Source organism: Prevotella sp. C561 (assembly GCF_000224595.1).
GTDB classification, from domain to species: Bacteria; Bacteroidota; Bacteroidia; order Bacteroidales; family Bacteroidaceae; genus Prevotella; species Prevotella jejuni.
The window spans coordinates 448,842-471,502 of record NZ_JH114139.1 but is presented as its reverse complement, the minus strand read 5'-3'; the positions used below and the strand labels follow the sequence as shown (position 1 = coordinate 471,502).

Sequence of the window (22,661 nt, the reverse complement as noted above, 5' to 3'; positions counted from 1 at the left end):
AGACTATGCGGTATTAGTCTGCCTTTCGGCAGGTTATCCCACAGTAATGGGTAGGTTGGATACGCGTTACTCACCCGTGCGCCGGTCGACGTCCATTCAGTGCAAGCACTAAATGCCGTTTCCCCTCGACTTGCATGTGTTAAGCCTGTAGCTAGCGTTCATCCTGAGCCAGGATCAAACTCTCCATTGTAAAATATGTTTTGGTGATAAGTGATGGGTGATAAATGATAATGAATACCATGTTAACCCAAACGCTTCACCGAGTAATCTCTGTTTCAGAACGCTTATCCTAAAAGTATCAAGTTAAAAAGCACCTTTTCTTTTGTTCCGTAGTGTTTTGAGGCGATGCCTCAAAAGCAAGAACAATGAATTGATCGGTTCATTTCTTTTACCCATCTGAATGACAATTAATGTCAGACAGACGCTTCTTGTACTACTTCTCTGTTTATGTAAATCTTTTCAAAGAACTCTTTCTTTCATTGTTGCTTACGTTAACTTGCTAGGTGGCTTGTTTTGTAAAGCGAGTGCAAAGGTATAGACTTTCTCTGTAACCTCCAAATGTTTTGAGAGAAAATTTTATCAAAAACTTATTTTTTCTTCGTTAGGAGCGAATTAAACGGCATTACACCTTATTATATAATACGCTTCCCTTTCTTGCAAAAAATAAGCCTCTTGTCCCGACCGTCATCCTTTCACGACCTAATTAAGCCAAGATTGACATTACAGCCATACTATTTCTTTTTAGGCTTTATCAGATGCCAAGCCTCTCTAACCCATAGAACCAAAGAAGAGCCAAGCATGATAATAATCCAATCCTCCAATGACAATCCCCCCTTAGCAATGTTAAAGAACTTCTGCAAGATAGGCAGTTCCACCATAGCAATTTGTCCGATAAGAATAATCATAACGATAAATAGCAATCCCCGGCACCCTTTGAAATGCAAAGCACTCCGTCCTGTTTCAAATGCACGAGCATTAAACAGATAGAAGAAATGCGTCATAACAAAGATAGTAAAGAGTAAAGTTAATTCATACGGACTAAGTCCATTAGTGCTACCAAGCTGCAGATGGATAATATCCTTTAATGCCGTAATATCAGCATGTTCGAAGATATAGAGTAAAGCCAACAACATCACAAAGAAGAAGCCACCCACACCAAGAATATTCCAGCCCATAGAACGACTGATAATAAAGGCATTACGGTCACGCGGAGCATCCTTCATCACCCTTTCAGACGGAGGCAGAGAAGCCAGTGCCATAGCCGCAAAAGTATCCATGATAAGGTTCACCCACAACATCTGCGTCACTGTCAGCGGAGATTCCGTACCCATGAAAGCACCAGCAAGGACGAGGAAACAAGCCGCAACATTAACCGTAAGCTGAAAGAGTAAGAACCGTTGTATATTCTGATAGAGCGAACGACCCCACATCACCGCCTTACCGATACTACTAAAAGAGTTATCGATAATCGTAATATCAGAAGCCTCCTTAGCCACCGACGTACCATCACCCATAGAGAGTCCCACATGTGCCGCCTGCAATGCAGGAGCGTCATTCGTGCCATCACCTGTAACGGCAACCACCTCATTACACCGCTGCAACGATTCAACCAGTCGTTTCTTATCCAGCGGACGAGCCCGAGAAATAATCTTCAAGTCCTCCACTCGTTTATCAAGTTCAGCATCAGAAAGAGCCGCAAACTCTGGTCCTGTAATAATATTCTTATCCGAATCGCTGCTTGTCCACAGTCCTATCTGTCGTCCAATCTCCTTAGCAGTCCTTGACGTATCGCCTGTCACGATCTTCACATCAATCCCCGCCTTCATACATTCAGCCACAGCAGCAGGGACATCATCACGAACAGGGTCGCTGATAGCGACTATCCCTTGGAAGATAAGGCCATCAGCCACTACTCTTCCCTCCTTAAACACATCCTCCTTACCATCAACAATCTGATAAGCAAAGCCCAGCGTACGCATAGCCTGCTCCTGATACTCTTCCAACTGTCGTTCGATATCCTCTTTCGTAACATCACAATCCGTCTGTTTACAGAGTCCATAGACAATCTCAGGAGCACCCTTCACATAGAGGATCTGCTTTCCTTCCATCAGCGTAGACTTGACGAGCACAGCCATATACTTCCTTTCCGTAGTAAACGGCAGCTCCTCAACGATTTGCACATTACTTCTTATCTCTCTATAAGATATCTGATGATCATTCAGCCACAGCAACAAAGCCCCTTCAGTAGGACTCCCCAATACCTCAGGTTTATCTTTTTCCGAGTAATCCAAAGATGCAGTAGAGTTAACCGATATCCCCTCCATCAATAAACGTGCAGCCAGACTCTCATCCAATTGTTGCTTATCCAGGGCATAGAACTGCGTCTGATAAACCCGCATCTGGTTCTGTGTCAGCGTACCCGTCTTATCTGTACAGATGACTGTCGTTGCTCCCATCGTCTCACAGGCATGCATCTTACGCACAAGATTATTCGTCTTCATCATCCTTCGCATACTATAGGCTAAGCTCAACGTCACAGCCATTGGAAGGCCCTCTGGTACAGCCACAACAATCAAGGTAACGGCAATCATCATTGTATTCAGCGTATGCGCCAACAAGCCCGTCATACTCTCTTCAGGAAGAAGCATTATATGGAACACGACAACACAAGCCATTAAGATAAGGAAATAGCCAATCGTTATGAACGTATTAACAAACCATTTCCATCCCTCAAACTTCTTGATAACAAGCCAGAAGAATATTAACGTAGGAATACTCAACGTCCAAACAATTGGTTGCCAATGGAAGAACACGTTCAATCTACCTACTATGATACATCCTGCAAAGACATAGCTTAATTTCGTAATAAGCTCACTTAGTCCGTCAAGCTGTTCACTGAGCGGTGTCTTCACACTATCGTCTATTTGTGCAGCCTCAAACACCTTACCATTCTCAGTACTATCGCCTACAGCCTCAACCACAAAGATGCCATGTCCTTCCATCACCTTCGTACCACGCAATACTTGGTTAGTAGCGTAAGAGGCATCCTTGTCAAACTCCTCTTCTTTTACTGATTTATAAGCAGGAACACTCTCTCCATTCAGCGTTGACTCGTCAACATAAAGCGAGATAGCCTCGAGCAACCTACCATCTGCTGGTATTTCTGCTCCTGTATTGATAATGACAACATCGCCGACAACAATATCCTTCTTAGCAACTGTCGTCGCATTACCATTTCTTATCACCTCAACCTCCTCCTCATCGTTCGCTTGGTTGAGGATAGAGAACTCTTTATCAGCTTTCAGTTCAAAGTAGAATGCAATACTTGTAGCCAAAAGGATAGCTATAAAGATACCCACTGGCTCAAAGAAGACAGCCGCTCCGTCCTCACTATGTAGTCCCCAGTATTCCCAACAAGAAATAGCGATAGAGAGGAAACCCGCAATGAGAAGGATGATAATGAGTGGGTCCTCAAACTTCTCTAAGAACTGCTTCCATAGTGGATCCTTCTCACAAGGCGTTAACACATTAGCCCCATGTTGTTCACGACTGGCCAACACCTCCGTATCAGTCAACCCTTCATAATGTCTTTTTTGCTCCATAACTTTACTTTGCAAATATATTTAGTTAGATTTTTTCTTGTTCTGCAATCGTATTATCTCTTTGGTAGTGTAGCATTTAGAAAACTTCCGTCTCTCGTTCTATTGGCTGGTAAACACCATTGAGAATCATTACGCTCAATTTCACTTGACATGTCTGCAAAGATACAAATATTTTGTTATTAACAACCTTTATAACCATAATTATTACGAATCATAACCAAAATCTTTTGAATAAGAAACCACAAAGCGCATTCAGCCAACAAGTGATATATTATTTTTTTTAACTTAACTCAGTCACATTTGTTATCTTTCTATTTCCAAAGAAGGCCTTATCTTTGCAGCAGAAAACAATAAAATCAGTAACAGAGTTATGGCAAATAAGATGAAAGACTATCTCCCTAAGATTGAAATGGAGAAGATGCAAGCAATGCTTGAACTGGAGGAAAAGTACGAGACAGGACAGCTCTCATTAGAAGAGGCACGTGAGCAAATGAAGACAAAGGTAGGGAAGATACGCCCTTATCACCTTGCCTTCATCGAGCAAAATATGAAGTCGCGTGAGGACGATGAGTGTATCCGTGCCGACATGCGCAAGATTATTGAACTCGTAGAGGGTTTCATGGATTATAGCCGACCAGATGTACCAGAGGACCACCCACTTTCACATTATTATAAAGAGAACGACGAGATGCGCCGACTGCTCCTTGTTGTTGAGGACCTCATACAGTATCCGATGATAAAGAACCAGTGGTTAGAACTCTACGACCAGATACGTCAGTATCCTATCCACTACCAACGTAAGCAGAACCAACTCTATCCTCTCTTGGAGAAGAAGGGCTTCGACCGCCCAACAACGACGATGTGGAACTTTGACGACATTATCCGTGATGAGATCAAGGAGTCGCTACGACTCTTAGAGGCTAACGACGAGGAGGCCTTCATCGCTGCTCAAAGTGAGTTAATAGCTAATGCACGCGACTTGATGGAGAAGGAAGAGACTATTCTCTACCCTACTTCTTACGCACTTATATCTGCGGAAGAGTTTGAGGACATGAAGGCAGGCGACCAAGAGATTGGTTTTGCTTTCTTCAAAGTAGACAAACCATCATCACCCAACACCCACCACTCAACACCTAAAGAAGGCTTTGCAGAAGACCTCCAAGCCCTACTCAGTAAGTATGGCTACTCGGCAGGACCACAGCAGGAGCTGGATGTGGCAACAGGTAAGCTTACCTTAGAGCAAATCAACCTCATCTATCAGCACCTGCCAATCGACATCTCCTTCGTAGACGAGAACGAGTTGGTGAAATTCTATTCTGATACTGACCACCGCATCTTCCCAAGGTCGAAGAATGTCATCGGTCGACAGGTGTCTAACTGTCACCCTCGTAAGAGTGTGCACATCGTTGAGGAGATTGTAGCAAAGTTCCGTAGTGGCGAACAAGACAAGGCTGAGTTCTGGATTAACAAGCCTGAAGTGTTCCTCTACATCGTCTACTTTGCTGTGCGCGATAAGCAAGGTCGCTTCCGTGGCGTACTCGAAATGATGCAAGACTGTACGCATATCCGTGAACTGACTGGCTCACAGACCTTGCTGACATGGGCTGGTAAAGAGGAGGAAAACGCATCAACCACCACCGCTACCAGTGATAAGAACGACGACGCACCTACTGCCCAAGCAGACAAGCAGATAGAGATAACTTCAGACACACGTCTGAAAGACCTCTTTGAAGTCTATCCTCATCTAAAGAAGGAACTTGCTGCTCGCTATCCATCTTTCAAGATGCTGAACACGCCATTAGGCAAGTTGATACTCAAGAAGGCTACTGTCCGCACAGCTGCTGAGCGTTCTGGATTGGGCGAAGAGCGGTTTATTCAGTTGATAAAGGATTGTATCTAAAATAGACTTAGTAGTTGGTCTATCCCTATAAAGGTAACCTCACCCCCACTTCCTCTCTGATTGTAGAGGGGAGCAGGGGGTGAGGTTATCCTTTATAAAAACCACTAATAAAAGAATAAGGAACGTACCCACCCTATTTATCAACATCTCACATGAGAAAAATCGGTAATGTCTCCACACCCCAAAATAATCATTAAGACTACAAAAAATCATTACACCGCATCGAACTAAGTTCCCTTAGAATAAGCACATATCATATCCTCTTATCACACTCATAACAGTCAACAAATCAAGCTATTACAAACAGCGTTGTAGAAGACGCCCTTCTTGCCTCAAGAAGGGCGTCTTCTGCATGCAAGAAGGGCATGTTCTCAAACGTAGAAGAGGCCCTTTTAGCCTCACCCCCCAGCCCCTCTCCGAATGGAGAGGGGAGTGATCACCGCAACAGCACATCCCCCGGCCCCAGCTGGCCCCTCCCCCTTCCCCTCCCCAAAAGGGAGGGGCGTAATCACCGAGATACCCCTATAGAGTGGATATAGGCTTCGCATTGTCCTTTATTAGAAGTCTTGTAGGAGTGCCTCAGCGTGTTTTTTCTCACAGATTTACACAGAAGAACAGAACACACAAGGGTTCACAGAGACATTAAGTCAACCGATAACACAGAACCTTACAGCCAATAGAAGCCTCACCCCACCAAGCACTCGCCCTTAGAAATAGCCAAGCAATCCTTCAACCCTAATCTCTCTGTAAAGCTATCTTTTGTTATTCATCCTTGCAAGGTTCAAAGAAAATACGTAAATTTGCCTACAAGAATCACGTATTATGACAAGAAATATATTACACATCATAAGCTTGAGCCTGCTACTCTTGGGTGTTACGGCTTGCAAGCAAGAAAGAAAATCAAACGATATCATCACTAAGATAGCCCCAAAACCTCATGTACCGAGTGGTACAAAGGCTATGGATGAATTCAAGTATGAGAAGAAAGTGGAGTGGATGGGTGCTACCTATACAATTCGCATACATCGTTTTGCAGATAAATCACTCTCTACTGTAAGTGACGAGGACGGCCGCAAATACTATGACAACAAGTTTCAAGTACAGATACTACGCTCGGATGGTTCATCATTCTACGACCGTACGCTTACAAAAGACGATTTCAGAGAGTTTACCGACAATCAGTACGCTAAGAACGGAGCCTTGATAGGTTTCATGTTCGACCGAGCTGAGGGCAACAAACTATACTTCGGAGCAAGTGTTGGCTCTCCTGACCCAAAGAGCGACGAGTATGTTCCCTTAGATGTAACCATCGATAACATGAGTAGGATGCGTATCAATAAGGCAACACAATTAGACACTCCAAGCGACCAACCCGAACAGCCGAAGAGTGAAGTGGATAAATCGGAGGAAGAAGGAGTGTAGGGAGTGGGGGACCTCCCCGACCCCTCCGAAGGAGGGGAGGCCCAAGCTGCTAAATCCCCTACAATTCTTTCGAAGGAGGGGAGTACTAAACTGCTGGGACCTCCCCAGCCCCTCCGAAGGAGGGGAGGCCTAATAGGATAAGATTGGTGATTAGGCTTAAGTCTTATTAGCCTTATTAGCCTTATTAGCCCAATACCCTTTACTACCCTTCCCTCACAAAGTCAAGGGCTTCTTTCACCTCTTCCTCGCTAACAGACTGGTTGATACGGATGTCACCAATACCCCCTAAGAGCGTGACATTAATCTCATTTCCACGGTTCTTCTTATCATGGTACATCAGCTCAATGAGCCTTGCATAATCGTTGCAAGTGATGGGCAGCACCCCATAATACGCACGAATGAAACTGACAGTCTGCCGCATACGCTCTGTTGGAAAACCCGTCTTCACTACAGAGAGGTATAATTCAGCTATCAAACCAAAGGCTACAGCATATCCATGAAGGATAGGACGATGCTCTAAAGCCCATGACTCGAACGCATGACCAAAGGTATGACCAAGGTTAAGGGCCTTTCTAATACCCTTCTCGTGCGGGTCCTCCTCCACAATTCGTTCTTTTACGCATACGCTTCTACCCAACATTCCACTCAACAACAGCAGGTCTGGCTCAGCAAGGTTGTAGTTTATCAACTCAGCCCACATCTTTTCATCAGCAATCAAACCATGTTTTAGCATCTCGGCATAGCCACTGCGGATGTTAGCAGCGTCGAGTGTCTTAAGCCAATCAGTATTAAGAATAACCACATTCGCCTCATTGAAGACCCCAATCTCATTCTTCAATCCACCGAAGTTCACGCCCGTCTTGCCACCAACACTGGCATCAACCATCGCAAGAAGCGTTGTAGGAATATTAATGAAGTTAATGCCCCGCTTGAATGTTGATGCCGCAAAGCCACCAAGGTCGGTCACCATACCACCACCAAGGTTTATCAACAGCGAGTGACGCGTAGCCCCTCCCTGCTGTAAGGCCTCCCACACAGCAACCAAGGTATCGAGCGTCTTATTGCTATCTGTCGTCCCAATCGTAATCACTTGAGCCTCTTTAAGACAGAAATCATCCTTGATAAGCTCCCAACACAACTCACGTGTCGTCTCATCAACAAGCACAAATATCTTGTCTTTCTCGCACTCTGAGATCGCTGTTGCCAGTTCACTCTTGAACTGTTTGGATATAATAATGTTCTGTTTCATAAGCTTCTCCTCTATAGTTCACAATACAAAAATAAGCTTTTTCAGCTTACAAAAACACAGAAACACGCTGATATTTCACACACTTTAATACTATCTGTCACGTTTTTGCGCACATTGCTCACTCTATGTGCAACCCTTTCAGAGGATTACACACCGTGTTTTCCTACGCAGAGAACTTTCATTCGGCCTCAACAACTAACCGAACAACAACTTTTTTAATAAATTATTTATATCTCATTAAACCTTATTCTTTTTTCGTCGTCATACTTATCGTTCTACGACAAGATTAAGAACTTAACAATAAATTTATGGTAAAAAGACTGTTGACATTTGTTCTTTTGCTGTCTGGCTCTATATCGATGCTGGCACAAAACAGGACAATTACGGGATCTCTCTACGATGGAGAGTTAAAAGAAAAGGTACCTTTTGCTGTTGTTCAGCTGCTGAAGCAGGACAGTAGCTACGTCGTTGGTGCCACATCAGACGAAGCAGGAAGCTTTAAGATTACGGCTCCTAATAACGGACGCTACATCTTAAAGGCATCGTATGTAGGCTACAAGACTATTTTCCAAAACATTACTATTGCCAACGAGCAGGATGTCTCGGTAGGACAATTAGACTTCCAAGTAGACACAAGGACATTGAAAGAGGTTAAGGTAGTGGCCAGTGCACCGAAAGTAGTCGTTAAAGCCGATACCTTTCAGTATAATGCTTCGGCCTATCGAGTGCCTGAAGGCTCCACTATCGAGGCCCTCGTAAAACGCTTACCGGGTGCAGAAGTGTCAAGCGACGGTACGATTAAGATTAATGGTAAGGAGGTTAAGAAGATTCTTGTAGATGGGAAAGAGTTCATGGTGGGCGACACCAAGACCGCAATGAAGAACCTTCCTACCTCTATCATACAAACGATTAAGGCCTACGACCAGAAGAGTGACCTCAGTAGAGTTACTGGTATTGATGACGGAAACGAGTCGACAGTACTCGATTTCGGTATCAAGTCGGGTATGAACAAGGGTCTCTTCTCTAATATCGACCTCGGTATCGGTACGCAAAACCGCTATTCAGAGAAGGCGATGGGCGCTTACTTCAATAATAAGTTCCGTATGATGGGCTTTGCATCAGCCAATAATGTCAACGACATGGGCTTTGGAGGTGGTCCACGTGGCGGCTTCGGCGGTGTGCGCCAAGGTCTGAACGCAACCAAGATGGTGGGTCTGAACATGAACTACGACAATGGTAAGACCCTGCAATGGGACGGTAGTGTGCGCTGGAACCACGCTAATGGCGACTTAAACACACGTGTAGCGAGTGAGAACTTCGTAGCACGACAAGGCTCATTTGCGAACCGCTTGTCACAAGAATACACCAGGAGTAACTCTTGGGATGGGCGTTTCAGACTCGAGTGGCGTCCCGACTCTGTATGGAACATTATGTTCCGACCAAATTTCCGACTAAGTAAGAGCGACGGACAGGTCGTTAGTTCGTCTGCAGCCTACAATGCCGACCCCTACGAAACGGTTGACGATCCATTGTCAACAGCCGCTATCGCACAGCTGAAAGGGCTTGGCGTGATGGTGAACACACAGCGTAACATGACCATCAGCTATGGTAACACCACTACTTTGGGGGCTATGTTACAGGTGAACCGCAAGCTCTCCAGCAACAGACGAAACGTCACCTTGCGCACAGATGCCAACTATAGTAATTCGGACTCTAAGACGTTCTCAACACAAGACATTGAGTATTTTCAGTTGCAGGACGCTCTCGGTAACGACTCTACCTACCGTGCTTACCGCTACAACCTCATGCCGACAAAGAGCTGGGACTATGCTTTGCAGGCTACTTACAGCGAACCAATAGCTCGCAAGACTTACTTGCAATTCAGCTACCAGTTTAAGTATGGCTTCTCAAAGAGCGACCGTGACACTTACGACCTGTCGGCTTTACCATCAGGGACGTTCGGTAGTTTGAAACCTGCCTACCGTTCATGGGACAACTATCTCGGCTTGTTGACCAACCCATTGGGCAACTACCTTGATAATAACTTGAGTCGATACTCTGAGTATCGCACCTATACTCACGACATGCAAGTGATGATGAGGATGATACGCGACAAATGGAAGATGAACGTGGGAGTAATGTTCCAACCACAGCACTCCACTTACATGCAGGACTACCTCGGTGTACATGTCGACACAGCACGCACGGTATTCAACTGGAGTCCTACCTTCGACTTCCGTTATAAGTTCAGTGAGCAGAGCAACCTACGTATCAACTATAGGGGTACGATCGCTCAACCAACAATGAGCCAGCTGCTTAGTATCGTCGACAACACCGACCCACAGAACATCTCAATTGGTAACCCTGGTCTGAAACCAGCCTTCACCAATAATTTCCGCTTGTTCTATAACACCTATAAACAGAGTCATGCGCAGGCGTTGATGACCTTTGCAAACTTCTCAACAACCCGAAACGCCATAGGAAACAGTGTCACCTACGATGCTGTCACAGGTGCTCGTACGATACAGCCTGTCAATGTGAATGGCAACTGGGGAGCTGATGCAGGACTGATGTATAACATGAGTATCGACTCAGCTGGCGTATGGAACATCCATAGCTTCAGCCGTGCTAACTTCAACCGCTACGTCAGCTATCTACAGCTGAACCGTACAAGTAGCTTAGACAAGAATATCACGAAGTCGCTTAACTTAGCTGAACGACTTGCTGCAAGTTATCGTACATCGTGGTTGGAGTTAGAGTTAGACGGGTCAGTAGACTATACTAACACGAAGAACAACCTGCAGAGTATGAGCAACCTACGCACATGGCAGTTCGCTTATGGTGGTACGCTGAGTCTTAACCTACCATGGAACATGAGCATCTCGACCGATCTCCACCAGAACAGTCGACGTGGTTATAGCGACGCTTCATTGAACACTAACGAGCTACTTTGGAACGCACAAATATCACAGAGTATGCTAAAAGGAAACGCACTGACCTTCAGCTTGCAGTTCTATGACATCCTTCGTCAGCAAAGTAACCTCTCACGTGTCATCAACTCGGTGAGCCGTACGGATACAGAATACAATAGTATCAACAGCTATATCATGCTGAGAGCAACCTACCGATTGAACCTCTTTGGTGGTAAGAACGCTATGCCGAAACCAAAGGATGGTCCTGGTTTCGACCGAAACGGGCCGGGTATGGGCCCAGGTGGCGGTCAGCGACCTCCAAGAGGCGAACGTCCACCGGGTCCTCCACCATCAGGCGGTGGCTTCGGTGGCTTCTAATAGACAAGATATATGGTTAGCGTAGGGGCGTGAGCGCTGTCTGACTGAGGATAAAAGACAAGGTAACAGTGCGAACAAGATTAGGCTGACAATAAAAGAAAAGACATAGGAGTGAACGACGACAGACTGAACAAACGACGTCGATACCAGAAAGAGCGAGAGAGCCTCACCCCGACCTATCTCCTAACGAAGCGGGTCAGGGGTGAGGCTTCATTCTTTTAAGAACTCTTGCACAGTCCTTTGAAAATGCTTACCTTTGTCTGCAAAGCTAAATCTTACAAGGGACTGAACCCTAACAAACAAATACATTGAAGATACAAAGTCGTAAAATGAGACAGACCAATCACTTTATTATTGCTGTGGGCTTGCTGTTTGCGCTCTCTGCAAACACACACATCGCTCACGCACAGGGACGAAATATGCAGGAGAAGGTGAAGAACTATTTCCTACAAACACTCAAAACAAAACAGGACGAGGAGCTGAAGAGCAAGGAGGCCTACCAACGTAACCGACCTTATACGACGTCTATACAACAAGTAATGAAGGCTAATGAGATTGCAGAAAACCAAAAGATGGTGTGGACGGCATGGTGTGAAGCCAACCGAGCGTTGAAGGAAGAGAAACTTGCCAAGCCCGAGGACTTACGGAAAGGGGTGAAGGCTTCATGGCACCTGCCTGTGGCTTTGGAGAAAGATGCGGTCATGCCCTACTATTACGGATGGAAGGGAAGCAGCGAGGGAAAGTTGCCCTTGTTTCTTTACCTGCATGGTTCTGGTCCGAAAGAACATGAATGGTCTACCGGACTTGCCTTAGGTAACAGGTTCAAAGACGGTCCTTCGCTCTATTTCATCCCACAGATTCCTAACGAGGGCGACTACTATCGCTGGTGGCAGGTGGCTAAGCAATTTGCTTGGAAACGCCTTCTCCGACAAGCACTCGCCGAGGGCAATGTCGATGCCAACCGCCTTTATGTCTTCGGAATATCTGAGGGAGGCTACGGCAGTCAGCGTCTTGCCTCGTTCTATGCCGACTACTGGGCTGCAGCGGGGCCTATGGCAGGGGGCGAACCACTGAAGAATGCACCGATAGAGAACTGTGCTAACATAGGGTTCTCATTCCTTACCGGGGCTGACGACACTGGGTTCTACCGCAACATACTGACTTACTACACGCAAGTGGCCTTCGATTCGGCACAGTTGGCACGTCCCATGGATGCCGACAAGCGGCCGCTCTTTGTTCATCGCATCAATCTTCTACCTGGGATGCAACACCATATTAATTATGACCTCACTACCCCTTGGCTGAAAAACTTTGTCCGTAACCCCTATCCAAAGACTGTTCTTTGGGAAGACTACGAGATGGATGGGCGACATAGGTCAGGTTTCTACAACCTTCAAGTGATAGCTTCTCCTACGAAGAATCGCACCTACTATGACATGACTATCCATGATAACGTGGTGAGAGTCAGTATTCGTGAGGTGGAATACACCGCTGTCGAGCGTGACAAACAATGGGGAATTGAAATGAAATTCAACCGTAATTACACCACAGCAAAGGGTGGACGGCTACGTATCTATCTGAACAATAAGCTCGTAAACATGGCTAAGCCCGTGACAGTCATCGTCAATGGGCAAGAATGTTATCGTAAGACTGTGAAGCCCAACCTGCAAGACATGATTAATAGTTGCACCGAATACTACGACCCTTATCGTGTTTATCCAGCCTCTATCGAGGTTAGTTATTAGGTTCAATGGGCTTTTCAAGTGCGGTTACAAGGGTTTTTCATAGTGTTAACGACTGGTTATCAGCGCAAGGAGTATGTGTCAGACAGGTCGTAAAACACAAACATAGCGAGGGTAGATGTTGTTGTCTTCCCTCATTTTTTTCTCTTTCTACTCTTTAACTCCTCAATGGCTTGTCAATAATTTTCGCCCCTCTTGAAACCAGTACACGCCCTTCTGCGTTTAAGAAGAGGCCCTTCTGCGTTCAAGAACATGCCCTTCTTGTATGCAAAAGACGCCCTTCTTGAGGCAAGAAAGGCGTCTTCTTCAACAGAGTATGTAATGTGCTGATATATTACGAGTTACATAGTTGAACTTTATAGATATTATCGTCTTAATCTAAGGACCAACTTGTGCGTTTTTGTCACATATTTTCATGAATTAAGAAAGTTATCTGAAGGTTCATTCCTCAGAGGTTTTCACAGAATGAGTAGGGACCTATTCGCACCCGAGAAGATACCTTATAGCAGCGCCTTCTATAAGGTTGTCGCACGAAAGAGATTGTGCACTTAGAATGAAAGAACCATCAAAAACGGGACTACCTCCGTAAAGGTAATCCCGCAAATCTAATACTTCTAAAGATTATGATGTGCTATAAGCCTATAGTTAAGCGTCTCATCAAGAGCTTGTTGTGTAGGAACTTAAAGCACTTTCAGACGATATTCTGTTAACGCAACTTATAGCCCTTGAACGCATAGAACATGATATAACCAAAGCATACAAAGCAAAGACCATAGGCATATCGAGCATCTAAAACATCCTTTAAGAGGCCAAACAACACTGTAATAGCTGCTCCACCGATAAGTCCCATGGTTAAGAGTGACGACCCTTTCTTGGTGAACTTACCCAAATCCATCAGTGCTAAAGGCCAAAAAGCAGGCCACATCAGTGAACAGCCTAAGGCCATGACACCAACACTAAAGATACTATAAACCCCTGGGAGAAGGACGACAAGGGCAGTGCCCAGCAAGGCTACGAACGAACATATCTGTAAAGCACGTGTCTGAGAAAGATACTTAGGGATAAGGATAATTCCCGCTATATATCCAATACTAATACTAATCGGTGTTATCCAAGAGTAGTTCTCTGGATGAGTAAGCCCTAACTCGTTTGCATAATCAATCAGTGTACCCAAGACGATGGTCTCTGCACCCACATAAAAGAAGATGGCAATAGCGCCAAGAACCAAATGTGGAAACTGGAAAACAGACTTTTTACTATTCGCATAAGCAGACACCTCTTGGTCAATCTCATCTGTTTCACTGCTATCCTCACCAGCGGCCTTGACCTCTGGTAATGGTGATAAAAGCGCCACAACACCCAAAGCAATGAAAAGAAAGATAATTACAGCAAAGGGTTTACCTAAGTCATCTATAGCAACACTGCCTGAGGCTCCTGCAAAGAAAGCAATAAACAGAGGCGATACTGGCCAAGCTAACTTGTTAATCATACCCATAATAGAGATACGCTTTGCGGCACTCTCCGTTGGTCCTAATATCGTAACGTAAGGATTAATAGCTGCTTGTAAGAAGGTGTTGGCCGTTCCACAGAAAAAAGAAGCCGTCAGGAACAAAGGAAAACTCTTTGCATCTGCCGAGAAGATAAATGCTCCGAAAGCTATGGCAAACATTCCAAACGCAGTAGCCATCGTACGCTTATACCCTATCTTACTGATTAATATTCCCGCAGGATAGCCAAAGATGAGGAAAGGAAGGAATGTTGCACCAATAAGCATATACGCTTCCATGGAAGAGACGCTTAACGACACCTTCAATACTGGTACCAATAAAGAATTAATACCCAGTGCAAAACCACAAGTGAAAAACATTAGTCCTAAGAATGCCATAGGTACAAGGAAACTCTTTTGTTCTTTCATAAGTCTATTAACAACACTTTTGATGAATACTATTATATATGTAATATGGGACTATAAGAGATATGCTCCAAAATAAAGGAGTGATGGGATGCCCACAAGCAAGAATGCTGCACAATGTTTTCAGTGCTACAACGCTTTGATAACAGGAACAGAGATGTCAAAGGAAGTGATAGAACACTAACCTTAGAAATGGCACCTTCTCACTTCTTTAAGCGTTATGAAAAGATTACCAAAGAGTATATAAGTCCCTAAACACCTATTATCAACAACTGATATACTCTATCATTTATAATTGTTGGAAGGCCCAACAAATGTTACTCTGTATGTTGTCATTTCAAGAGAAAACCTAACTCAAGTGTTGCAATAAAGCCACATTAAATCTTGAATGACGGTGCAAAGGTACAAAAAAAATGCGAAAGTCTATCATAAAAAGATAGCTTTCGCATTCAAACTCTTCGTAAAAAGATAAAAAAAAAGTATCATTTCGTATGTCGAAGTATCTCATCACGACACTCCTCCATCAGCCATTTTGGTGTACTCGTAGCGCCACAGATGCCTACTGTCTCTACCCCATTAAACCAGTTCATGTCGATTTCATCGGCGCTCTCAACCTGATGGGAGTTTGGATTCACACTTAGGCACTCATGGAAGAGAACCTTACCATTCGAGCTCTTACGGCCTGCCACGAAGAGAATCAAGTCATGACGGGCAGCAAAGGTAGAGATGTTAGGCATGCGATTGGCCACCTGTCGGCAGATAGTATCAAAACTTTGGAACTTAGCATCAGGGGAGATATGACGCTGAATGTAGTCTATTATCTTATGAAACTCATCCAAACTCTTTGTCGTCTGGGAGTAGAGATAAATGTCATGGGTGAAGTCTAAGGCCTTTACATCCTCAAACTTCTCTATCACAATGGCATGACTATGGGTCTGACCAACCAGTCCGAGTACCTCTGCATGACCGTTCTTTCCAAAGATGACAATGGAGGACGACGCACTAAGGGTTTGTCCCTCGCCCACTGCAGGAGGGAGAGAAACAGAAGAGGAAGAAGTCGTGTCGTCCTCTTCTGTTAGAGGTCTGAGTTTTGATGGGTCGTCGACAGTTGTGTTACCCTTGGATGTTATCATATAAGAAGACTGTCGTCCCTTCTCATACTGAGTCTTGATACGCCGCTGAAGGGCAAGGACCACGGGGCAAGTAGCATCTATGATCTCAATGTTATTACGCCTTGCAAGCTCATAGGTCTCGGGAGGCTCGCCATGAGCACGCAGTAGAACCTTCACGTCATGAAGCTCGCGCATCTGCTCATGGTTGATGGTGATGAGTCCTTTCTTCGTCAGTCGCTCCACCTCCATACTGTTATGTACGATGTCACCTAAGCAATATAACTTTGTCCCTTTGGCTAATTCTTCCTCGGCTTTCTTTATGGCTGTGGTCACACCAAAGCAAAAACCACTACCGTTATCTATCTCTATTTGAAGCATTCCTACTATTTATATAAAAGAGTGAGAGGAGTGGATGGGAGGTAAGGAAATATCCCCCTATCCACCTCACTACCTAATAACTCGTTCACTTGTAGACTTGTCTACTTGTCAACTCATCCACTTTACTTGTCACTGAGACGGCTGAAAGGGAGTTAAAACACTACCCCCTATCCGCCTCACTATCTAATAACTCGTTCACTTGTAGACTTGTCTACTTGTTTACTCATCATCTTTACTTGTCACTGAAACGACTGAAAGGAAGTTAAGACACTACCCACAATCCACCTCACTATCTAATAACTCGTTCACTTGTAGACTTGTCTACTTGTTTACTCATCAATCTTTACTTGTCACAGAGACGGCTGAAAGGGAGTTAAAACACTACCCCCTATCCGCCTCACTATCTAATAACTCGTTCACTTGTAGACTTGTCTACTTGTCAACTCATTCACTTATCTACTCGTCAACTCATCCACTTGTCTACTCGTCTACTTGTCTACTCCTTCACTTGAATAACCATGGCTCCAGTGCGTCCGCTATACTCTGGGGCGTATGCACACTGTACTGTACAGGTTCCAGTTTGGTAAACACCAGCGCGATCAACGTAATACTCGGTCTCAACAACATGTTTACCCTTAGCCATCTCATCGAAGTAATAGTTGGTGGTGTAGTCCTTCGGAGCAATATAATACCCCCAACGATAACCACTCAACTGGCTAACAGGCTCAAGGCAGGCCGCACGCTTGTCAACAACTTGTACGAAGTCATAATCACGATCAGCAATGATTGTCAAGCGGATGCGCACCTTGTCACCCACCTTAAGGTGCATAGTCTTCTTGAAAGACACGCTATCTACCAGCACCTCACGTATAATCTTCATACCAGATGTGGCTGCAGAGATATCCGTCGAAGCCTGGAAGAACTGTGCATAGACCGCCCCCCAGCTGGTGCCAGTGCTTGTCTTATTGATTGTTAGCTCATGACGGGAAGGCGATTGGATGTCGACAGGCTGCGAAACCTTCACGTATCCCAAGCCAGCAGTAGGCTGTGTCGTCTGCAAAGGTTGGTTGTCAAGCAACAACGTAGCGTGTTCTCCGTTCTGCATCAGCCAGTTTCCCTTATTAGTAAAGGCCCAAACAGCATTGACAGAGTTCAATGGTGTGTCCCAAGCCTGCGTACGCTTCTCCTGTAAGAGCCACCGCTGCATCTCGATAAGCGTCTTACTATCATTAGGTGCGATGGCCTTTAAGGCCTCGATAGCCGCTACCTGCGTTGGTATCTTATAATCACGCCAACTGTAATAAGCGTTTTTAGAATCGAAGTAACGCCCCTTCTCTTCCGTATAAACCGTATATTCCTTGATACTCTGTAGGTATTGACGTGCCTTCTCAACCCTACCATACTGCTGAAGGATTACTGCTGTGTTAGCCTTACCATAAATGGTTAATTCCGTAGGCATCTTGGTCAAGCGGTCAATGAGGTACTTAATATCATTTGTAGAACGGTCGTGATAGAACAAAGCATTGGTGTAGAGATAATCACAAAGGTCATCAGACGGGAAGAGAGTAGTGTCATACTTCTTCTCGTAACGCTTCATCTCCTTCACACACTTAGCCACCTTCTTATCCATAAAACGGAAAGAAGCCTTAATCATGTCCGTTTGCTCTGGTGTAGGAGTCGTAATACTCTGCAGACGAGCGAGTGTCTTTGTCACCGCAACCGTCATATACAAACTTCCCTTCATCTCTGGCCACCAAGAGAACGAACCATCAGATTGCTGCAAATCCTTCAATTTCTTGAAGATTGAAGTAAGGTTGTTCTGCAACTGATTAGCGTCGAAGAAACGTACGAGTTGCTGTTTTTGCTCGCTTTCGTTCTTTGCCTCCATCACCCAAGGCGTCTCATTAAGTGTCAACGACTTAAGTTCTTGATTCTTCTCCAAAGCCGACATCATTGAAGTCTCCTTACTGCTCTCCTTCTTCCATTGCTCAATAGTCTGCTTAATCACCGGTGAAGTACTCATGATGTGATTACCCAAGTAATTTGCATAATAAGCCGATACAAGACTGATAGCATTATCGTCATTTGTCTTAGAGATATATGGCAAGGCCTGAATCATCAACCAGTTAGGGTTGTTAGTGTACTCTACTGTAAGCTTCTGGTCGGTACTCTTCTTTGGGAAGAGCTTACTGATATCTATTGTCTTAACGCCTACCTCATTCTGAGTAAACGGATAAGTGTTTGTAACATACTCCTTATTAGGAAGCACTGACAGGTAGTGTTGCTCCCCATCAGAGAACCCGCCGCCCTCAACCAAGAAGCGTACAATGAGCAAGGATTGGTCTGCTGTAAGCTTGTTAGCATTCTTTGCCAACAATGAAGCTAAACTATACGTTGCCGAACCACCACCCTGTGCCTTCAAAACAACAGCCTTACTATCTGTGAAGAGCACCTTCTCCGTTGCAGGGTCAAGTATTTCAATCTTTGCCTTAGCATTGATATCCTTCTCAGAAAGGTTGAACAAGCGCGCAGAAAGCATCGCCTCATCACCCATACGGACAAAGCGAGGCATGTTAGGTTGCACCATCAAGGTCTTCTGAGCCACGATGTCATCAGAAAGGAAGCCATTGTTCATATCCTCATCGTGTGCTAATCCCATGAAGCGCCACGTTGTTAAGCTCTCAGGAAGGGTGAACTTAATACTTACATTACCGTTCCCATCGGTCTGCAACTGCGGATAGAAGAATGCTGTCTCATTGAGGTTCTCACGCATAGAAGGCTTTACAGTCTTCGTTTTGTCCTTTTCTTGTTTTATCTCCTCATCTTTCTTGATAACAGGAGCAGTAAATCTCACTTCCGATTCATTGTCATCTTCATGGCCAACCTTAGCTACCTCGGCCACAGCAGCCGTCTCTTTCACAGTCTGTGCATCGAAACAACGTGTCACACTCATCATCTTATAGGATTGAGAAGAGTAATAACGTGTATCTGGAAAATCAAATTGTTGTAAGAAGCGGCTATCGAACTTTGAGAAAGACAACCGATCCACATTATAATAATGAAGGTTTGCATCAGCTGAAAGATAGATGCCTCCATAGCGAGGACTACGCCATTCAGCAAATGTATAGTTAAGTGAAAAGAAGTTGATAAAGCTCCATGAATGAGACATGAGCTCGTCAAGACTCTTATCATAAAGCGTTGCCATCAACTGAGCATTAGCCGCCTTACCATCAGGACGATTAATGGTCACTGTCCATTCCTCCTGTTGTCCTGGGGTGAGCTTATTACGGAATGTCTTCCATTTCACTATTAAGTTCTTATCTGGTAACGGACGGCTAATCCTCTCAGAATGCCTATACAGAACGCCATTCTTTACCCAAGCATAATTAAGAAATAGCTCATCACCATACTCTTCCTTATATATAAACTTGCGTGTCGTTATACTATTACTCTGATTGAAAGCACCTGTCTCAATCACTTTATCGCCTGAGAAGATAGAATAAACAACATATTGATTCTCATCGCTTGAGCCTACCTGCATATAGATAGGACCTCCATCACGAGGGAATTGGTTCCCACTCAGATAGAACCAGTCATGTGTCTCAATAACAGGACGCTTATCGTCTAAAGAGAAGACAATAAAGTCCTGGTCTATTGTATCCGTCCCACAAATTGCATGTAGACGATAAGTTCCAGAAGACAAAGCCTTTATAGCAACCTCTTCATTAGCCTTCACGGTCGTGTAATTGCCGTATACATACTTACTATTATCCTTCTGCTGTGGTACTATCACATATTTCACGGTACCATCAAGAGTATTTCCTGCAACATTATAGTAACCGAACTTTATCGTTTTAAGGCTACTGCGCAGATTCTTATAAGGGAGATTACAAGACAAGAACGTCTCTTTTGTACCTATTGGTAACGACGCATAGCCCTCATGGGTCTCACCGGCAGCATCAGTCACCGACGCTTCCACACTAAAACGATAGAATAGTGAGCGAAAGTCTTCATTACCGGCTTCTATTTCTTTCTTGACCTTGTCAGACAATACAAAAGGTACGGTAACAACGAAGTCACCCTTATCATCTGTCATAACGTCTTGTTCCTTCACACTTGCAACGTCTTCATAGAAGCTACACCAATAGCTTGTATTACGCGTGACAACGTAATGCACCTTTGCACCTTGTACTGGTACGCCAGCAAAACTCTTAGCATGTCCAATCAACTTGATAGTGTCACCGATAGCATACTTATCCTTATATTCGTCAAAACTTACGTCAAACGTTGGTCGTTTATACTCATCTACCGAGAATGACTCATACCCTTTTGTACCATAATCTGCCTTGATAGAGAATCGTCCTGTCAGTCCACTTGTAGGCAGATCAAAGTCGGCTGCAGCAGTACCGAAGCTGTCTGTAGTCACTGACTTACGCCCAATCTCCTTATAATTAGCGTCACGTAAGATCATATCGAAGGTTAGTCCGCCTGCAGCCTTCGTCTTATAGCCTTGCTTTGTATTCTGATAAGCAATGACAGATGCGTGCACTGTCTGTCCAGGACGATAGATACTCCTATCCGTGAAGACCTCAGTTACCAAGTTGTCATAGTTTCTCCCGCTGTAATCATACGAACTTTCCAGTCTTACTTCCCTAAAGGCTTTGTCCTTACTCGTAGCGACATAGATCTTTGGGGTATTGCTTTCCGACTCAAACACAACCTCCCCTTTCTTGTTCGTCACCTGCTTCTTTACAACAGAAGGCTTACCATAATATTCTGCATAGGTAGCTCTAACCTTTACATCGGCTACTGGTTGCCCATCCACAACATTAACTACAACATACCGTGACAGCCCCTTCGGCTGCTGTTCAGACATGACATAGAGGTCACTAACATAGTAGAAAGCATACTCTGGCAGGACATCCTTATTAGAACTCTCTATCTTAATAAGGTAGACACCCAAAGGTAATGTAGGCATTAAGAAGGAGTCCTTCACCTCTTCATAGTCCTTATGACCAGTGTAAGTACGGATGATTGTCTGCTTTGTTGCGGGCAACAGGCTTGCCATCAACTTATCCCTATCCTTCTCAACATTGACACGAAGGAGGTGATCTCCAGCCAGTCTTGTACGCGTAACAGTTACGGTAACATTCGACAAGTTGCGTGTATTCAGTCTAACCCAGTTATTCTTCTCCGACGAACTAACATTAGACTTATCAAAACGAGCATCGAACATCGGTTTTGTCAGTGACATACGGATATTACGTAAACGCACTATTCGCTTCCATGAGGCCCATCTAACGAGGGCATCATCAATATAAGCTATCTTCTTCTCAACGGGTGTGTCCTTGTCCATACATAGATAACGTTGTATTGCAACTTCCCCACTTATAGGTAAGTCGCTATACTCTTGCATGAGTGAGTCGAGCTTTGGGATACTCTCTTCCTTCTCCTCTATCCCCATCAAGGCCGTGTAGCAAGCTGCTTCTCGTTTTCCAACACTTTTGTAATAACTATGTAGTTTATCGTAGTTACCCACCTGCATACCAATAACATGCAACAGGTCGCCCTTGAAGATATTATCGTCTTTACCGATTTCTACCAACGGCTGAAAGTCAGCTGCTTTCTGGCTTGCCAACAGAGAAGGATTGGCAAGTGCCTTCTTAAAGTATTCGTCAGCATTACCAGCATCTTCATTCCGATCTATCACACCCAAGACACAGTTATAGATAGCCGATAAGACTTCATCCTTACCTTCTACCATCTTTGCCTTTGCCTTCAATCGTTTAAGCTCCACCTCAGCAGAGTCTGGAGCTATCTCTGTCCGTAACCTTGATGCCATCAGACTTGCTGCCAACACCTGCCCATAGGCTTTCTCCTTCTGTGCCTTCCGTTCAATCTGCTGCAATAAGCTGATTTGTGTCTTTGGCAGGTCCATCCTCTCTGCTTGATTTACTTGTTGCCATAAGGCATCGAAACTCTGTGCTGTTACGCTGATAGGCAACAACAGAAATATAATTGATAAAATGATAAGGGATTTTCTCATACTCTCTT

At 44.6% G+C, this 22,661-nt stretch carries 9 protein-coding genes and 1 rRNA gene; 4 read left to right on the top strand and 6 right to left on the bottom strand.

What is annotated here, in order from left to right:
- A 16S ribosomal RNA gene (locus tag HMPREF0666_RS01550) occupies nt 1-190 on the bottom strand; the annotation flags it as partial.
- 541 nt (nt 191-731) lie between these two features.
- A complete protein-coding gene (locus HMPREF0666_RS01545; protein ID WP_009010527.1) occupies nt 732-3,602 on the bottom strand; it encodes a cation-translocating P-type ATPase in 2,871 nt (956 codons plus the stop codon).
- Nucleotides 3,603-3,972: 370 nt separating this feature from the next.
- Here HMPREF0666_RS01545 and HMPREF0666_RS01540 point away from each other — a divergent pair, with 370 nt between their 5' ends.
- Together HMPREF0666_RS01540 and HMPREF0666_RS01535 are read left to right on the top strand one after the other, a co-directional pair.
- Nucleotides 3,973-5,502 (top strand): DUF438 domain-containing protein, encoded by a 1,530-nt coding sequence (locus HMPREF0666_RS01540; protein ID WP_009010526.1) that lies wholly within the window; start codon nt 3,973-3,975, stop codon nt 5,500-5,502.
- An 822-nt stretch (nt 5,503-6,324) separates the two neighbouring features.
- Nucleotides 6,325-6,924, top strand: a complete 600-nt coding sequence (locus HMPREF0666_RS01535) for a DUF4738 domain-containing protein (RefSeq protein WP_009010525.1) — start codon at nt 6,325-6,327, stop codon at nt 6,922-6,924.
- Between the two features lie 202 nt (nt 6,925-7,126).
- On the opposite strand, the gene aroB is transcribed toward HMPREF0666_RS01535, so the two are convergent.
- Nucleotides 7,127-8,173, bottom strand: coding sequence for a 3-dehydroquinate synthase (gene aroB / locus HMPREF0666_RS01530; RefSeq protein WP_009010524.1), 1,047 nt, complete (start codon nt 8,171-8,173; stop codon nt 7,127-7,129).
- 308 nt (nt 8,174-8,481) lie between these two features.
- On the opposite strand from aroB, the gene HMPREF0666_RS01525 reads away from it, so the two are divergent.
- The gene (locus HMPREF0666_RS01525; protein ID WP_009010523.1) at nt 8,482-11,463 is read left to right on the top strand and encodes a TonB-dependent receptor; all 2,982 of its coding nucleotides are present in this window, start codon (nt 8,482-8,484) and stop codon (nt 11,461-11,463) included.
- A gap of 329 nt (nt 11,464-11,792) precedes the next feature.
- Nucleotides 11,793-13,208 carry a hypothetical protein gene (locus tag HMPREF0666_RS01520; protein ID WP_009010522.1) on the top strand — a complete coding sequence of 472 codons (1,416 nt, stop codon included), beginning with the start codon at nt 11,793-11,795 and terminating at the stop codon, nt 13,206-13,208.
- A 703-nt stretch (nt 13,209-13,911) separates the two neighbouring features.
- Here HMPREF0666_RS01520 and HMPREF0666_RS01515 read toward each other — a convergent pair.
- From HMPREF0666_RS01515 to HMPREF0666_RS01505, 3 genes are all read right to left on the bottom strand, one after another.
- Nucleotides 13,912-15,120: an MFS transporter gene (locus HMPREF0666_RS01515; protein WP_009010521.1), complete on the bottom strand. Its 1,209-nt coding sequence runs from the start codon at nt 15,118-15,120 to the stop codon at nt 13,912-13,914.
- A 479-nt stretch (nt 15,121-15,599) separates the two neighbouring features.
- Nucleotides 15,600-16,607 (bottom strand): 4-hydroxy-3-methylbut-2-enyl diphosphate reductase, encoded by a 1,008-nt coding sequence (locus HMPREF0666_RS01510; protein WP_009010519.1) that lies wholly within the window; start codon nt 16,605-16,607, stop codon nt 15,600-15,602.
- Nucleotides 16,608-17,103: 496 nt separating this feature from the next.
- Nucleotides 17,104-22,653: an alpha-2-macroglobulin family protein gene (locus tag HMPREF0666_RS01505; RefSeq protein ID WP_009010518.1), complete on the bottom strand. Its 5,550-nt coding sequence runs from the start codon at nt 22,651-22,653 to the stop codon at nt 17,104-17,106.
- Nucleotides 22,654-22,661: the final 8 nt, after the last annotated feature.

Coding starts and splice junctions, on each gene's coding strand:
- HMPREF0666_RS01545 (WP_009010527.1), bottom strand. CDS start 3,602: ATGGAGCAAAAAAGACATTATGAAGGGTTGACTGATACGGAGGTGTTG.
- HMPREF0666_RS01540 (WP_009010526.1), top strand. CDS start 3,973: ATGGCAAATAAGATGAAAGACTATCTCCCTAAGATTGAAATGGAGAAG.
- HMPREF0666_RS01535 (WP_009010525.1), top strand. CDS start 6,325: ATGACAAGAAATATATTACACATCATAAGCTTGAGCCTGCTACTCTTG.
- aroB (WP_009010524.1), bottom strand. CDS start 8,173: ATGAAACAGAACATTATTATATCCAAACAGTTCAAGAGTGAACTGGCA.
- HMPREF0666_RS01525 (WP_009010523.1), top strand. CDS start 8,482: ATGGTAAAAAGACTGTTGACATTTGTTCTTTTGCTGTCTGGCTCTATA.
- HMPREF0666_RS01520 (WP_009010522.1), top strand. CDS start 11,793: ATGAGACAGACCAATCACTTTATTATTGCTGTGGGCTTGCTGTTTGCG.
- HMPREF0666_RS01515 (WP_009010521.1), bottom strand. CDS start 15,120: ATGAAAGAACAAAAGAGTTTCCTTGTACCTATGGCATTCTTAGGACTA.
- HMPREF0666_RS01510 (WP_009010519.1), bottom strand. CDS start 16,607: ATGCTTCAAATAGAGATAGATAACGGTAGTGGTTTTTGCTTTGGTGTG.
- HMPREF0666_RS01505 (WP_009010518.1), bottom strand. CDS start 22,653: ATGAGAAAATCCCTTATCATTTTATCAATTATATTTCTGTTGTTGCCT.